Source organism: Nocardia yamanashiensis NBRC 100130, from assembly GCF_001613325.1.
Taxonomy (GTDB): Bacteria; Actinomycetota; Actinomycetes; order Mycobacteriales; family Mycobacteriaceae; genus Nocardia; species Nocardia yamanashiensis.
Genome location: NZ_BDCD01000019.1, coordinates 24,748 through 40,193, shown reverse-complemented (window position 1 = coordinate 40,193; position 15,446 = coordinate 24,748). Strand labels below are relative to the sequence as shown.

16 protein-coding genes are annotated in these 15,446 nt (G+C 67.6%); 13 read left to right on the top strand and 3 right to left on the bottom strand.

From position 1 onward, the window contains the following. Positions 1-66 precede the first annotated feature (66 nt). From hppD to tuf, 7 genes are all read left to right on the top strand, one after another. Positions 67-1,269, top strand: coding sequence for a 4-hydroxyphenylpyruvate dioxygenase (hppD, locus tag NY1_RS21710; protein WP_067716373.1), 1,203 nt, complete (start codon positions 67-69; stop codon positions 1,267-1,269). A gap of 36 nt (positions 1,270-1,305) precedes the next feature. After that, positions 1,306-1,842 (top strand): DUF3558 domain-containing protein, encoded by a 537-nt coding sequence (locus NY1_RS21705; RefSeq protein ID WP_067716371.1) that lies wholly within the window; start codon positions 1,306-1,308, stop codon positions 1,840-1,842. Then, positions 1,839-2,405, top strand: coding sequence for a DUF3558 domain-containing protein (locus NY1_RS21700; protein ID WP_084535204.1), 567 nt, complete (start codon positions 1,839-1,841; stop codon positions 2,403-2,405). The genes NY1_RS21705 and NY1_RS21700 overlap by 4 nt, the downstream gene beginning before the upstream one ends. A 279-nt stretch (positions 2,406-2,684) precedes the next feature. Continuing rightward, the gene (rpsL, locus tag NY1_RS21695; protein WP_014353064.1) at positions 2,685-3,059 is read left to right on the top strand and encodes a 30S ribosomal protein S12; all 375 of its coding nucleotides are present in this window, start codon (positions 2,685-2,687) and stop codon (positions 3,057-3,059) included. Next, the gene (rpsG, locus tag NY1_RS21690; RefSeq protein WP_040813378.1) at positions 3,059-3,529 is read left to right on the top strand and encodes a 30S ribosomal protein S7; all 471 of its coding nucleotides are present in this window, start codon (positions 3,059-3,061) and stop codon (positions 3,527-3,529) included. The genes rpsL and rpsG overlap by 1 nt, the downstream gene beginning before the upstream one ends. 177 nt (positions 3,530-3,706) lie before the next feature. Further along, on the top strand, positions 3,707-5,812 hold the full coding sequence (gene fusA, locus NY1_RS21685; RefSeq protein WP_067716368.1) for an elongation factor G: 2,106 nt from the start codon (positions 3,707-3,709) through the stop codon (positions 5,810-5,812). Positions 5,813-5,928: 116 nt separating this feature from the next. Continuing rightward, complete coding sequence (gene tuf / locus NY1_RS21680; RefSeq protein ID WP_067716365.1) at positions 5,929-7,119, top strand: elongation factor Tu; 1,191 nt, start codon at positions 5,929-5,931, stop codon at positions 7,117-7,119. A gap of 78 nt (positions 7,120-7,197) precedes the next feature. Here the strand turns inward: tuf and NY1_RS21675 are convergent, their stop codons facing one another. Both NY1_RS21675 and NY1_RS21670 read right to left on the bottom strand, forming a co-directional pair. Then, the gene (locus NY1_RS21675) at positions 7,198-7,434 is read right to left on the bottom strand and encodes a hypothetical protein (RefSeq protein ID WP_067716362.1); all 237 of its coding nucleotides are present in this window, start codon (positions 7,432-7,434) and stop codon (positions 7,198-7,200) included. Positions 7,435-7,470: 36 nt separating this feature from the next. Then, entirely contained in the window at positions 7,471-8,241 is a 771-nt protein-coding gene (locus NY1_RS21670; protein ID WP_067716360.1) for a glutamate racemase, read from the bottom strand. A gap of 145 nt (positions 8,242-8,386) precedes the next feature. Here NY1_RS21670 and NY1_RS21665 point away from each other — a divergent pair, with 145 nt between their 5' ends. After that, positions 8,387-8,743, top strand: coding sequence for a DUF1330 domain-containing protein (locus NY1_RS21665; RefSeq protein ID WP_067716357.1), 357 nt, complete (start codon positions 8,387-8,389; stop codon positions 8,741-8,743). 88 nt (positions 8,744-8,831) lie between these two features. On the opposite strand, the gene NY1_RS21660 is transcribed toward NY1_RS21665, so the two are convergent. After that, positions 8,832-10,037, bottom strand: a complete 1,206-nt coding sequence (locus NY1_RS21660) for an NAD(P)/FAD-dependent oxidoreductase (protein ID WP_233434430.1) — start codon at positions 10,035-10,037, stop codon at positions 8,832-8,834. A 155-nt stretch (positions 10,038-10,192) separates the two neighbouring features. Between NY1_RS21660 and NY1_RS21655 the strand changes: the two genes are divergently transcribed. From NY1_RS21655 to NY1_RS21635, 5 genes are all read left to right on the top strand, one after another. Further along, positions 10,193-10,546 (top strand): SPW repeat domain-containing protein, encoded by a 354-nt coding sequence (locus tag NY1_RS21655; RefSeq protein ID WP_067716353.1) that lies wholly within the window; start codon positions 10,193-10,195, stop codon positions 10,544-10,546. Between the two features lie 5 nt (positions 10,547-10,551). Further along, the gene (locus tag NY1_RS21650; RefSeq protein WP_157762423.1) at positions 10,552-11,175 is read left to right on the top strand and encodes a TetR/AcrR family transcriptional regulator; all 624 of its coding nucleotides are present in this window, start codon (positions 10,552-10,554) and stop codon (positions 11,173-11,175) included. 177 nt (positions 11,176-11,352) lie between these two features. Continuing rightward, a complete protein-coding gene (locus NY1_RS21645; protein WP_067716349.1) occupies positions 11,353-12,543 on the top strand; it encodes a lipase family protein in 1,191 nt (396 codons plus the stop codon). A 90-nt stretch (positions 12,544-12,633) separates the two neighbouring features. Then, positions 12,634-14,970 (top strand): hypothetical protein, encoded by a 2,337-nt coding sequence (locus tag NY1_RS21640; RefSeq protein WP_067716346.1) that lies wholly within the window; start codon positions 12,634-12,636, stop codon positions 14,968-14,970. Further along, positions 14,970-15,224: a hypothetical protein gene (locus tag NY1_RS21635; protein WP_067716345.1), complete on the top strand. Its 255-nt coding sequence runs from the start codon at positions 14,970-14,972 to the stop codon at positions 15,222-15,224. Before NY1_RS21640 ends, NY1_RS21635 begins: the two co-directional genes overlap by 1 nt. Positions 15,225-15,446 lie beyond the last annotated feature (222 nt).

Genomic DNA, 15,446 nt, shown 5'->3' with positions numbered 1-15,446 from the left:
CACCAGAGTGTCCAGTGAATCTCGGCGATATTGCCTAGCCGCCGCGGCCGGAGATTTCCTGGGTACATGAGCATCGAGACCCCCGCCGCCCCCCGCTCCGGTGATCTTCCCGGTGACGACGAACTGCGCCGCCTCGTCGGACTGGTCGACCACGATGCCGCCGCCGACCCCTTCCCCGTCCTCGGCTGGGACGCGCTGGTGTGGGTGGTCGGCAATGCCACCCAGACCGCGCACTATCTGCAATCCGCCTTCGGCATGCGGCTGGAGGCCTACTCCGGCCCCGAGACCGGCAATCGCGATCACAAGGCCTTCGTATTGCGCAGCGGCGGCGCCCGATTCGTGGTCAAGGGCGCGGTGGACCCGGACAGCGCACTGGTCGGGCATCACGATCGGCACGGCGACGGCGTGGTGGACATCGCGCTGGAGGTGCCCGATGTGGACCGCTGCATCGCGCGCGCCCGCGCACAGGGTGCGACCGTGCTCGTCGAACCGCACGACGAGACCGACGAATACGGGACCGTGCGCTCGGCCGCCATCGCAACCTACGGCGAAACCCGGCACAGCCTCGTGGACCGCTCCCGCTACGACGGGCCGTACCTGCCGGGCTATCGGCCGCGCGGCTCCGCCTACCGCAGCCGGGCCGGTGCGCCGAAGCGCATCTTCCAGGCCATCGATCACGTGGTCGGCAATGTCGAACTCGGGCAGATGGACAAATGGGTCGAGTTCTACCGCCGCGTCATGGGATTCCAGAACATGGCCGAATTCGTCGGCGACGACATCGCCACCGACTACTCGGCCCTGATGAGCAAGGTCGTCGCCAACGGCAACCATCGCGTCAAGTTCCCGCTCAACGAACCCGCGCCCAGCCGCAAGCGCTCCCAGATCGACGAATACCTGGAGTTCTATCGCGGTCCCGGCGTCCAGCACATCGCCCTCGCCACCGGCGACATCCTCACCGCCGTCGACGTATTGCGCAGGGAGGGAATCGAATTCCTGGACACCCCGGACACCTACTACGAGGACCCGGAACTGCGCGCCCGCATCGGCCACGTCCGCGTGCCGGTCGAGGAGCTGCAGCGCCGCGGCATCCTGGTCGATCGCGACGAAGACGGCTACCTGCTGCAGATCTTCTGCAAACCCATCACCGACCGGCCCACCGTCTTCTTCGAACTGATCGAGCGCCACGGCTCGCTCGGCTTCGGCAAGGGCAACTTCAAGGCGTTGTTCCAGGCCATCGAACGCGAACAGGACGCACGCGGAAACCTCTGAGCCACGTACCAATTGCCCGGCCAGTAGGGTGGGGGCATGCGGATGACGTCGGCGCTTGTCACGGGGTTGAGCCTCGCGCTTTTGCTGTCGGCCTGCGGGGGGAGCGACGATTCGGGCATGCCGTCCGGGCCGGTGAAAGCCCCGCCGAAGGTCGCGACGCTGGGCCCCTTCGTGGGGGAGTGCGGGCACCTCACCGATGACGAGGTGCGCGATATCGGCGGCCTCGTCAGCGTCTCGCGGGTGTTCAAGAACGCGGTCGGCTGCAATTGGCAGGGCGGCGGCATCGGTTCCTCCAGCGTCACCTTCGCCTCCTATCGCGGCAGCCCCATCGATCGCGAGAAGGCGTGGGTGAACAGCGTCGGCCGCGATCCGCAGACCATCGAAGTGGGCGGGAAGAAGGGCTTCCAGGCCCTGGACCCGCGCGGCAGCGTCTGCGATCTGGCGGTGCAGCTCGACGACGACTTCTTCGAATGGTCCATGTCCTACGGCGTCTTCGGGGTGAGCAATCAGGGCAACCCGTGCGACCGCACCCGCAAGATGGCGGAACTGACCGTGCAGCGGCTCGGCTCATGAAGGGACGCGACATGCGGCGCAGCGGCGCGATCGTGCTGGCGGTGCTCGGCCTGACCGCGACCCTGGCCGGCTGCGGCAAGACCGTGCCGGGCACGGCGCTGCCGGCGGGCTCCGGCACCGGCGGCAGTACAAAGATCAATACGAACTTCGACAAGCTGCTGCGCGAATGCGAGGTGGTCTCGCTCGACGAGATCGGCAAGGCGGTCGGCGAAGGCACCTACGTGAACCCCTCCTTCAACGGAGCGGTCTGCATGTGGGATCTGGACGGCGGCTCGATCGGCAGCGGCATGGTGACGCTCAGCTGGTACGAAGAGGGCTCGCTGAGCAACGAGAAGCAGAACAACGACCGGCTCGGCTATGTGACCAACGACATAACCGTGCAGGGCCGCCGATCGCTGGAAACCCGTCGCCCCAACGACGCGGACTCGTGCGGAGTGAGCGCACCGGCCGCCGACACCGGGATCGTCGGGTGGTGGATCAACTATCGCGCCGGCTCCAGCCACCCCGACCCCTGTGAAGGGGCCCGGAAGCTGGTGGAATTGACCCTGAATCTGGCGCGATAACGGCTCTACCAGCCGCGCTCGAGGGACCCCTTTTTGCCCCCGAAAACGGCAACGAGTATCGTGGACCGCTGTGCCCGGAAGCATTCGGGCAGGTTTGTGCGCAGTACGTAGGCCAGCGAGAGCGGCTGACCGTTCCAGCGCGCCCTGAAAAGGGTTAGTGCGCTGCGTATGACACGCCCGACCTCGTGGACGCAATATGCCACGTGAACTGGGCGGAACGCTCGAATGACAAAGACATGAAGTTCCAGACACCTGGTTACTAATAAGGAAAGCCGGTCTATGCCAACCATCAACCAGCTGGTCCGCAAGGGTCGCCGCGACAAGGTCGCCAAGACCAAGACTGCGGCCCTCAAGGGGAGCCCGCAGCGTCGTGGCGTGTGCACCCGCGTGTACACCACGACCCCGAAGAAGCCGAACTCCGCGCTGCGTAAGGTCGCGCGTGTTCGCCTGACCAGCGCGGTCGAGGTCACGGCTTACATCCCCGGCGAAGGCCACAACCTGCAGGAGCACTCGATGGTGCTCGTTCGCGGCGGTCGTGTGAAGGACCTCCCGGGTGTGCGCTACAAGATCATCCGCGGCTCGCTCGACACCCAGGGTGTCAAGAACCGCAAGCAGGCCCGCAGCCGCTACGGCGCCAAGAAGGAGAAGAGCTAATGCCGCGTAAGGGCCCCGCTCCCAAGCGTCCCCTGATCAACGATCCGGTCTACGGCTCGCCGCTGGTGACGCAGCTCGTCAACAAGATCCTCCTCGACGGCAAGAAGTCGACTGCCGAGCGCATCGTCTACGGCGCCCTCGAGCAGGCCCGTGAGAAGACCGGCACCGATCCGGTCGTGACCCTGAAGCGCGCGCTGGACAACGTCAAGCCCGCCCTCGAGGTCAAGCCCCGTCGTGTCGGTGGCGCCACCTACCAGGTGCCGGTCGAGGTCCGTCCGGGCCGCGCCAACACCCTCGCGCTGCGCTGGCTGGTCAACTACTCCCGCGCCCGTCGCGAGAAGACCATGGTCGAGCGTCTGGCCAACGAGCTGCTGGACGCCAGCAACGGTCTCGGTGCTTCGGTGAAGCGTCGTGAGGACACCCACAAGATGGCCGAGTCGAACCGGGCCTTCGCGCACTACCGCTGGTGACCTGTGGCCCGGCCCTCCGTTCGGAGCTGCCGGGAGACGAGTCACATGTCGGGCGCGACCGCCGAGCTGTGTAAGCGAGGCACTTTCGCGTCGCGCCCGACGTTGACACCGAGGGCCTCACCAACCCTGAGGCCCATCCCGTTGAATCCCAACTAGCTACGAGCGGGGAAGATTTCCGTGGCACAGGAAGTGCTCACCGACCTGAACAAGGTCCGCAACATCGGCATCATGGCCCACATCGATGCGGGCAAGACCACCACCACCGAACGCATCCTGTTCTACACCGGCATCACCTACAAGATCGGTGAAGTTCACGATGGCGCCGCCACCATGGACTGGATGGCGCAGGAGCAGGAACGCGGCATCACCATCACGTCCGCCGCGACGACCTGTTACTGGAACGACAACCAGATCAACATCATCGACACCCCCGGCCACGTCGACTTCACCGTCGAGGTGGAGCGGTCGCTGCGCGTGCTCGATGGCGCCGTCGCGGTGTTCGACGGCAAGGAAGGCGTCGAGCCGCAGTCCGAGCAGGTGTGGCGTCAGGCCGACAAGTACGACGTGCCGCGTATCTGCTTCGTGAACAAGATGGACAAGCTGGGCGCGGACTTCTACTTCACCGTTCAGACCATCAAGGACCGCCTGGGTGCGAAGCCGCTGGTCATCCAGCTGCCGATCGGCGCCGAGGACACCTTCGAGGGCATCGTCGACCTGGTCGAGAACAATGCCAAGGTCTGGCGCGGCGAGACCAAGCTCGGTGAGCAGTACGAGGTCACCGAGATCCCGGACGATCTCAAGGAGCGCGCCGAGCAGTACCGTCAGGAGCTGCTCGAGACCGTCGCCGAGTCGGACGAAGCGCTGCTGGAGAAGTTCTTCGGCGGTGAGGAGCTCTCGATCGAGGAGATCAAGGGCGCCATCCGCAAGATGACCGTCAACTCCGAGCTCTACCCGGTGCTGTGCGGTTCGGCGTTCAAGAACAAGGGCGTGCAGCCCATGCTCGACGCCGTCGTGGACTACCTGCCGTCGCCGCTGAACGTCGAGTCCGTGCAGGGCCACGTGCCCGGCAAGGAAGAGGAGATCCTGACCCGGAAGCCGTCCTCGGACGAGCCTTTCGCGGCGCTGGCGTTCAAGATCGCCACCCACCCCTTCTTCGGCAAGCTGACCTACGTCCGTGTGTACTCCGGCAAGGTCGACTCCGGCGCCCAGGTCATCAACGCGACCAAGGGCAAGAAGGAGCGTCTGGGCAAGCTCTTCCAGATGCACTCCAACAAGGAGAACCCGGTTCCCGAGGCCGTGGCCGGCCACATCTACGCGGTCATCGGTCTGAAGGACACCACCACGGGTGACACCCTGTGCGATCCGCAGAACCAGATCGTGCTGGAGTCCATGACCTTCCCGGATCCGGTCATCGAGGTGGCCATCGAGCCGAAGACGAAGGCCGACCAGGAGAAGCTGGGCACCGCGATCCAGAAGTTCGCGGAAGAGGACCCCACCTTCAACGTGAAGCTGGACCAGGAGACCGGCCAGACCGTCATCGGCGGTATGGGCGAGCTCCAGCTCGACATCTACGTCGACCGCATGAAGCGCGAGTTCAAGGTCGAGGCGAACATCGGTAAGCCGCAGGTGGCCTACCGTGAGACCCTCACCAAGACGGTGGACAAGTACGAGTACACCCACAAGAAGCAGACCGGTGGTTCGGGCCAGTTCGCCCGCGTCATCATCTCGCTCGCGCCGCTGGTCGACGCCGAGGACGGTGCCACTTACGAGTTCGAGAACAAGGTCACCGGTGGCCGCGTTCCGCGTGAGTACATCCCCTCGGTCGACGCGGGTATCCAGGACGCCATGCAGTACGGCGTGCTCGCCGGCTTCCCGCTGGTGAACGTGAAGGCCGCGCTGCTCGACGGCGCCTACCACGAGGTCGACTCCTCGGAAATGGCGTTCAAGATCGCTGGCGCGATGGCCCTCAAGGAAGCGGCCCGCAAGGCCGGTCCGGTGATCCTCGAGCCGCTGATGGCGGTCGAGGTCACCACGCCCGAGGACTACATGGGTGAAGTGATCGGCGACCTGAACTCCCGCCGTGGCCAGATCCAGGCCATGGAGGAACGCAGTGGTGCCCGTGTCGTCAAGGCGCTGGTTCCGCTCTCTGAGATGTTCGGCTACATCGGTGACCTGCGGTCCAAGACCCAGGGCCGGGCGAACTTCTCGATGGTGTTCAATTCGTACGCGGAGGTTCCGGCCAACGTGTCGAAGGAGATCATCGCCAAGGCGACCGGCGAGTAATTCGCTGTCGGGGCGGGTTCTCCGGAAGCCGCCCCGAATCGGTCGTCGAACGACCCCCTGTAATACAAACCGCACTGCTGCAAAAAGCACGCACTAACTAGTCCAGGAGGACAACAGTGGCGAAGGCGAAGTTCGAGCGGACGAAGCCCCACGTCAACATCGGCACCATTGGTCACGTCGACCACGGCAAGACCACGCTGACCGCGGCGATCACCAAGGTGCTGGCTGACAAGTACCCGGACCTGAACGCGGCCTTCGCGTTCGACCAGATCGACAAGGCTCCGGAGGAGAAGGCTCGTGGTATCACGATCAACATCTCCCACGTCGAGTACCAGACCGAGAAGCGTCACTACGCGCACGTCGACGCCCCCGGCCACGCCGACTACATCAAGAACATGATCACCGGTGCCGCCCAGATGGACGGCGCGATCCTGGTCGTGGCCGCCACCGACGGCCCGATGCCGCAGACCCGTGAGCACGTGCTGCTCGCCCGTCAGGTCGGCGTGCCCTACATCCTGGTCGCGCTGAACAAGTCGGACATGGTCGACGACGAGGAAATCCTCGAGCTCGTCGAGATGGAGGTCCGCGAACTGCTGGCCGGCCAGGAGTTCGACGAGGATGCGCCGGTCGTGCGCGTCTCCGGTCTGAAGGCGCTCGAGGGCGACCCGAAGTGGACCGAGTCCATCGTCGAGCTGATGAACGCCGTCGACGAGTCGATCCCGGACCCGGTCCGTGAGACCGACAAGCCGTTCCTGATGCCGATCGAGGACGTCTTCACGATCACCGGTCGTGGCACCGTCGTCACCGGTCGTATCGAGCGTGGCATCATCAACGTGAACGAGGAAGTCGAGATCGTCGGCATCCGCGAGAAGACCACGAAGACCACCATCACCGGCATCGAGATGTTCCGCAAGCTGCTGGACAACGGCCAGGCGGGCGACAACGTCGGTCTGCTGGTCCGTGGCATCAAGCGCGAAGATGTCGAGCGCGGCCAGGTCGTCGTGAAGCCGGGCACCACCACTCCGCACACGGAGTTCGAGGGCCAGGCCTACATCCTGTCGAAGGACGAGGGTGGCCGCCACACCCCGTTCTTCAACAACTACCGCCCGCAGTTCTACTTCCGTACCACGGACGTGACCGGCGTCGTGACCCTCCCCGAGGGCACCGAGATGGTCATGCCCGGCGACAACACCGAGATGAGCGTCAAGCTCATCCAGCCGGTCGCCATGGACGAGGGCCTGCGTTTCGCGATCCGTGAGGGTGGCCGCACCGTCGGTGCCGGTCGCGTCACCAAGATCATCAAGTGATTTCCGAAATCACCTGGTGATTCGCTGAATCGCTAGTCGAACGGCGTCGCTCCGAAAGGAGCGGCGCCGTTTGCCTTTTCAGGCGTCTTTGCCGAATATGGGCCGCCCCTGCTCGTCCACCCAGTCGGTGACCGCGGTGCCCGAAACCATGCCGTCCGTACCCGGCATGACGGTCAACGGCCGCTCGTCCTTGTACGCCTCGGCCATCTCGTGCGCCCGCTTGCGGTGCTTCTCCTCGATCTCGGGTTCCGGGATCATCTCGCGCTCGTCCTGTTTCGCGGATTCCGCGTGGATCCGCCGTTCCTCTTCGCTCATGCCGGGGTTCTGCCCGGGTGAGCGCGGATCAAACGGTCAGGTGTGGACGGGCAGCGCCCCGAGCAGCAGGCCGGAATCGAAAGCCGCTGCGGCGGAGGGCAATTCGCCGGGCCGGCCGGAAGAGAGCACGCGGACGGTGCCGGCGCCGGCGGTGGGGCGGCCGAGGGCGTCCATGCGGCGCAGGGTCTGTCCCGCCACCGCTTCGGCGCTGTCGAAGATCCGCACGCCGCGGGGGAGCGCGGCGAGGATGGCATCGAGCACCAGGGGGTAGTGGGTGCAGCCGAGCACGATGCCCTCGGTATCGGCCGGGGTGCGGGCGGCGGCGCTGGCGATGGCCTCGGTGATGGCGGGCAGATCCCCGCGGTCAATGGCGTCGGCGAGTCCGTGGCAGGCCACGCCGGTGACTGCGGCGTCGCCGCCGAACTTGGCGATCAGGTCGGCTTGATAAGCGCTGGCGGTGGTGGCGGCGGTCGCCCAGACGGCAACCGTGCGGCAAGCGGCGGCGGCGGGTTTGATGGCGGGGACGGTGCCGATCACCGGCACGTCCGGACCGACCTCGGCGCGCACCTGTTCCAGCGCGGTCACGCTGGCCGTATTGCAGGGCAGCACAATGACTTCCGCGCCCTCGCGCAGGGAGGTGCGCGCGGTCTCGAGGACCCGGTCGACGACCCACTGCTCGGGTTTCGGTCCCCACGGCGCACCGTCGGGATCGGTTTGCAGCAGCAGATCGAGATCGGGCCGCAGCTTCCGCAACCATGCGGCGGTGGGCAGCAGGCCCAGGCCGGAATCGATGAGCGCGACGATCACATCAGTCACGGTAGTGAAAGGGACCGCTCCGGCGCGAACCGCGGGTCGGCTCGGGGCGCCCGCACCCCGCTTTACCTGCGGGGTAATTGGCTGCCGGGCCATCGCGCCCTACCGTCGGGGGATCGCCTCGCCCGAAGGAACGCCCATGACCGTCTACGGTTTCGCCCATCTGCGCGTCCGCCGCCCGCATCCGGAGATCATCGAATACATCGAGCGGGTGCAGGAGACCCTCGACCCCTTCGACGGCCGCTTCGTCATTCACGGCCCGCCGGTGGAGGTGGTCGAGGGGGATTGGTCCGGCAGCATGGTGCTGATCGAGTTCCCGGACCTCGACACCGCCCGCGCCTGGTACGCCTCACCGGCCTACCGCGAGATCATCCACCTGCGCACCGACCACATCGACGGCGATCTGGTCCTCGTCGAGGGCGTCGGACCGGACTACCACCCGCGTGAACGCGCCGCCAAGCTGCGCGCCGCCGCGACCGCCGAACACCCGGCGTAGGCGCACCCTCCGTCGTTCCGGCGCGCTCAGCCGGCATACACGCGGATGTGGTTCGCCGCTGGAAGCATGCTCGGGACGACGAGGGCGCTCAGCCGATCGCGGCGGCGACGCCCGCGGCCAGCTGGGCGCGCATCTTCATCACCTTGCCGGTCATGCTCGCGCCGACGACCGCGACGAGGGTGTCCCCACGGAGGTAGTGGGCCAGGAACTTTCGGCCCTTGTCCTCGATGATCTGCACTTCGTCGGCGAGCGCCGGAATGCCGAGCACCTGGATCTTCATGTCGTACTGATCGCTCCACACGTACGGAACCTGTACGCCCGCAGCCGCTTCCGTGCCCAGTAGCGCATTGGCCAGCAGGGTGGCCTGCTCGCCCGCATTGGTCCAGTGTTCGACGCGTTTGTTGCGCCCGGTGGCGTGCGGCCAGGAAGCCACGTCGCCGACCGCCCAGACGCCGTCCACGGCGGTGCGCCCGGTCTCGTCGGTGAGCACGCCGCCGCCTTCGGCGGGTGCGGCCAGTGGGATGCCGGAGTCGGCGAGCCAGTCGGTCACCGGGATCGAGCCGATGCCGATGACCACCAGATCGGCGTCCACCACGCTGCCGTCGGTCAGCTGGACGCCGGTGACGGATTCGCCTGCGTCACCGCCGTTCTCGGTCACGATGCCGGCGACGCCGATACCGCAGCGCAGGTCGACGCCTTCCTCGACGTGCAGCCGCGCCACCAGCCCGCCGATCTCCTCACCGAGGGCGGCGGCCAGGGGAGTGGGCTGGGGTTCGATCAGGGTCACGTCGAGGCCGCGGGCGCGGAAGCTGGCGGTGAGCTCGCAGCCGATGAACCCGCCGCCGACCACCACCGCGCGCGTGGCGGTAGCGAGGTGTTCGCGCAGGGCCGCCGCATCGGCATGCGAACGCAGCACGTGCACCCCGGCCGCCTCGGGCAGCCCCGGAATCCGCCGCGGGCGCAGTCCGGTCGCGATGATCAACCGGTCGTAGCCGATCCGCGAACCGTCGGCCAGCGCCACCTCGCGCGCCGCCGTATCGACACTGGTGGCAGCGGTCCCCAAGCGCAGCGTGATGCGCTGTTCGGCGAAGAATTCGGCGGGCCGCAGCACGGTGTCGTCGGTTTCGCCGCGAACGTACTGTTTGGACAGCGGCGGCCGGTCGTACGGCGGTCGATCCTCATCGCCCAGGAGGGTGATTTCACCCGCGTAACCAGCCCGGCGGAGTTCCTCGGCGGTGCGCAGGCCCGCCAGCCCCGCGCCAACAATTAGAACGTGTTCCACCGACTGTGACATAGCGCAAACCATATCTGTTCATCGCGGCGCGCGGCGCTGTGTCCCGCACCACACCCGAGCTGGTGCTGAATCGTAGCCGGGCATTTATTGATCGGGCGGTCAATCAGGAATACAACGGAAGCAGGACATATCCTCAGCCTTTAAGGAGGCACATCATGTTCACCGAGAGCCGCACACAGGACGCTGTGGCTGTAGTACTCGGCGCTTTCACCGCCCTGTCCACCCTCTGGGTCGACCACAGTGACAAGGCCTTCTGGACCCTCGTGGTCCTCGGCGTGCTCATCGCCGCCACCGGACTCGGCCGCATGGCCAAGGTCCTGTCCGACACCGCCGATTACGTGCTCGGTCTGCTGGGTGTGCTGTTGTTCGTCTCCCCGTGGGTGATGAGCTTCGACAACTACAGTGGTGCTTCATGGACCGCGTGGGTGGTGGGCGCACTGACGGTAGTGATCGCACTGGCCGCGATGCCGGCCGTGTCGACCCGTCTGCACGCGGTGACGCATCACTGATGCAGATGCCTCGTGCCCCCCGAGCGGGGCGTCGCCGGAGCAAGAAAACCGATGGCGACGCCCGTCAGCTCATCCTGGATGCCGCCGAAACCCTTTTCGCGGCACAGGGGTTCGATGCCACGCCGACCGCGGCCATCGCGACCGCGGCCGGCGTTCCCAAGGGTCTGGTGTTCTACTACTTCCCCACCAAGGACGCGATTCTGTCGGCGCTCATGGCCGAACGCGTACCGCCGCAGCCGATCGACGACATCTTCGAGGTGGTCGTCTCGGGTGATCCGGCGAAGAGCCTGGTGAATCTGGATGCCGCGGTGAATCTGCGCGATCATCATTCCTCGGTGCTGCGCGTCATCATGTGGCGCGAGGCCGATACCCATCCCGATGTGCGGAAGCAATTGCGCCGCATGCGCGATCAGCTGCTCGACGTCACCGCCCGGGTATTGCAGGCGAGCGCTCCGGTGCCGGTGCAGCCGGGTACGCTGCGCGCGTGCGCGGCGGCGTGGGTGTCGGCCATGTTCGCCATCGCGAGCACCGATCGCCTGCACGCCCTGGACGGCCTGACGCTGCCGACCGCCGATGAGGTCATGAATGTGGCGCAGGTGGTGGCGGCGGGCATGACGCAGCTGGGCTGAATCCAGCGAACAGACCGCCCGGTCTCTCAAATCGTTTGCTGGCGTGTCGCTATACCTTTCGTCCCATTCTCGGGACACTCGTTCTGAAACGTTGTATATCCGCATTTGCTGCGAATTCTCGTGGAGGCATGAGTGAACGCCGGACGATTGCTACGTGGCTGGGCGCGAGCGGTGACCATGATGACGGCGATCGCCCTGACCGCCACCGTGCCGCTGACCCTGACCAGCCCGGCCGCGGTGGCCGAGCCCGCCTATCCGCGGCCCGACCCGGACCCCTTCTACGCCCAGCCCGCCGGCCTCGAAAACCAGGCTCCCGGCGACGTTCTCGAAACCCGGGCCATGCCCGCCAACCCGATGTTCCCCGAAACCTCGGTCACCCTGGTCAAATTCCGCTCCACCAGCTCGCAGGGCAAACCCATCGCCGCCGTCACCACCGTGCTCACCCCGCGCGAGCATCAGGTGAACGGTCCGCTGCTGTCCTATCAGCACATCATCAACGGCCTCGGCGCGGACTGCGCGGTATCGAAGGTGCTGTACACCTCGGACCCGAAACTCGTGGTGCGCGAGGCGATCGCGCTGAACGCGGTGCTGCGGCGCGGCTGGTCCATCGCGCTGCCCGACCACCTGGGCCCGAATTTCGCCTACGGAGCGGCCAAGCTGGGCGGTCAGATCACCCTCGACGGAATCCGTGCGGCGCAGCGGGTTTCCGAACTGGGGCTGGCCGCCAGCCCGGTCGCCATGACCGGCTACTCCGGCGGCGGCATGGCGACCGCGTGGGCGGCGGCGCTGGCGCCCACCTACGCGCCCGAACTGCGGATCGCGGGCGCGGCCTACGGCGGCGTGCCGATGAACCTGGTCAGCATGGTGCGCGCCATCGGCATGCAACCGCATCCGGCCTTCGGCCTGGCCATGGCCGCGGCGATCGGGCTGGAACGCGAATATCCGGACCGGCTGCCGGTGAGCACCCAGATGAATCAACTCGGCTTGACCACCCGCGACGCCATGGCGAACGGCTGCACCAACGAGATCATGCTGATCGGCGCGGGCCGCAGCGCTCGCGAATTCGCCGCCAGCACCTCCATGGTCGACGATCCGAACGTGCAGGCGGTGCTGGAGGAGAACAGTCTGGAATTCTTCGACGGCATCCCGAATATGCCGGTTTTCGAATGGCATTCCGGCAGCGATCCGCTGATTCCGGTGGACGCCATCGTCAACACCGATCGCCGCTACTGCGCCGCCGGAGTCCGCCTGCAAACCGATTCCAACATCTCCCCGGAACACCTTTCCGCGGCCGTCTTCGGCGTCCCGGCTGCCCTATTGTGGCTGGATGCGCGCTTGCGGGGGGAACCGGCGCCCGTCAAATGCTGATTCGTCAATGCCCCAATACCGTTGCTCGTGAATAGCTTTCGCAACATCCCGAGTCGCACCCCACCCGGTGCAACGGTAAGAATGTCGCCCATGGATGCCGATTTCTCGACCAGACTGGGTGAATCCCTGAACGCCCGGCGGGAGACCTACCGCCTCACCCACGGGGAACCCACTGGCCCGGGCACCGCGCCGACCCCGCCGCTCACCGGCATCGACACCGGCTCGAACCGCGCTCTCACCAACGGCTCCAGCCCGCGCTCCACGACGGGCGACGCCCCCGTGGAGCCGGTGCTGCGCCGCGCCTACACCGGCCGCAACGACGTCATTCCGGGCGCTTCGCGCTTCACGGGTTCGAACGGCATCGACCCGGGGTCGGGCTTCACCGGCACGCCGGCCCCCGATCCCGGCTACCCGGGCAGCGACAACGCCGCCCCCTCGATCGCCTACTCGGACCAGATTCCCGCCAATCCGGCCTCCAGCTACGCGGGCATCAACGGCATCGATCCCGCGCCCGGCTACCCGGGTGTGAACGGAGTGGATTCCGGGACCGGATATTCGGGCGCGAGCAGTTTCGATTCCGCCGGCGGTTACTCGGGTGCGAGCGGCGGCGATGCCGCGGGCGGCTACCCGCGCGTGAACGGGTCCGATCCGGCGGCCGGCTATTCGAGCGTCAACGGCGTCGATCCGATGCTCGGGTACACCCGGGGCGGCAGCTTCGACTCGATGCCGGGATACGCGAGCCCGAATGCGGCCGAATCCATTTCCGGCGCCGCCGGGCTGACCGGCTACACCTCGCCGGCCGAACCGGCCCAGCCGGTGCCGCGGCTGTCCCCGCCGTCCGCGGCCCTGCCCACCCGCACCCCTGGCGAATTCGCGCCGACTTCGTTCGCCACCGGCGAATCCGGCTCCGCTACCTTCGGTTCCACTCCCATGGCCGATGCCTTCGCCGCACCGGACGTCAGCGTCCCCCCGGCGGTCGAACAATCCGGCACGGGTTCGTCCGCCGATGCGGCGTCCTATCTCCCGCCCGCCGAGTCCTCGGTGTCCTCCTACCGCTCCCTGCTGGATTCGGTGGCGGCCGGCCTGCTGTCGGACGACCCCGCAACCCTCTCCGCCCGGATGGAATCCGCTCTGGCGGCCCACCGCTCCGCGCGCGAGACCGGCAGCCCCGCGATTCCGGTCGTGTCGGAGACCGACTCGGCCACGACGGGTTCCGCGCCCGCCACGGATTCGACCGGGAGCACCGCCGCGGCAGCGGCCCGGATGCCGGCTTTCACCACCTCCGAAGCGGAGCCGCGCACCCCGGATCTCGCCGCGATGGAATCCGCGCGCGCCGCGACCGCGATCCGGCACGGATCCGCCGCCGACTTCCACAGTGCCCCCGCCGACAGCGCCGACGCCGCACCCGCGGCATTCCTGGGCCAGGCCCCGGAATCCATTGATTCCATTGCCGGTTCCGCGCCCGCCACCACGCATGCCGCCGCTGCCGGTCCCGACACCACGCCGTCGCTGAGCCTGCCGGCGGTAGACCCGGCCACGCGCCGCCCGGCGGCCGCCGAACCGGCCGCGCGCCGCGCCGGGACCGTCCCGCCGTCGCCGCGCCGGGTGACGACGGGTACCGCCGCCACGCCCCGGATCGCCACGGCCGAACTGGAACTCAGCGCTTCGCTGCCGCCCGCCGATCTGGTCCCGGAGTCGAAACCCCGCCCGGCCGAAGCCGCCGCGGCCGCCGTTGATTCGAGCCCGGCCGAAGCCGCCGCGGCCTCCGACGATTGGCGCCCGGGCCGCCGCCGGTCGGTCTCCACCGCGGAACTGTCCGAACCCCGCACCGCGGAGCTGAATTCGATATCGGCCCCGGAGGCAGCCGTGCCCGCAGCCGTGGGCGAGCCCGTGCGCGAACCGAACGGGGACGAGCCCGCGTGGCGCGAATCCAACGACGAACCGGCGGAACAGCTTTCGTCCGTGCGTCGGCGGACTGCCGAATCACCGCGGATCGCAGGCGAATCCGAGCTCACGCCGGACCGAACGGGAGAATCCGAAGTGCTGTCCGATCGCCCCTCGCTGCGCGAATCATCCGCGGCGGCCACCCCGCGCAGCGCCACCGCCGCGCCGCCGAGGTCCCGCCGCGCCGCCCGGGAAAGCGCACGCGCCCAAGAGAATTCGGCTCCCGTGCGGACCGATTTCCGTGAGCCGGGCTCCACCTCCATCGGCCTCCCCGAGATCATGCGCCTGCTCGTGGCCAGCCAGGATCTCGAAGCCGCCGCCCTGCAAGCCGAAGCGGGCGACATCACCGTCTCGGACCTGGCCCGCGCCGCCCGCCGCACCCGGCACGCGGCGGTCGACCTGGTGACCTCCTGGTACGGCGGAGCCGACCAGATGCGCGTCTTCGGCGAGATGCTGCTACGCGCAGCGGGTGAAACCGCCTGATGCTAGCCACCGAAGGCCAGCCCGGTGACCTATCCATCCGCTGGCCCGAAATCACCCGCCTCCTGATCGCCAGCCACGAACTGGAAACCGCCGCCGATCGAGCCGAAGCGGGCGACATCACCGTCACCGAGCTGGCTCGCGCCGCCCGCCGCACCCGCCGCGCCGCCGCCGACCTCATCGCCGTCTACTACGACGCCGACCGGCCCGCGCCCGCCCCGCCGCCGGACTCGGAGGACGCGACCGCGGAGCGTTGAACGGGCGGGATCGCCGTAACCTGTTGCCCTGCTACGGCATCTTGCTGCTCGATGCCTTCCAGCTTCAGCCCGGCCAATGCAGTCCGCGGGTCGCCCGGATCCGCCGGTCGCCGGTTCACGAACTCGATTCCCAGCACCCGCCTTTCGATTCCGCCGCCCGGCGCTGTCGATCTCCAGGAGAGACGGCTCGGCATCGGCGCGGTCGTTCATGACCGCATGGTC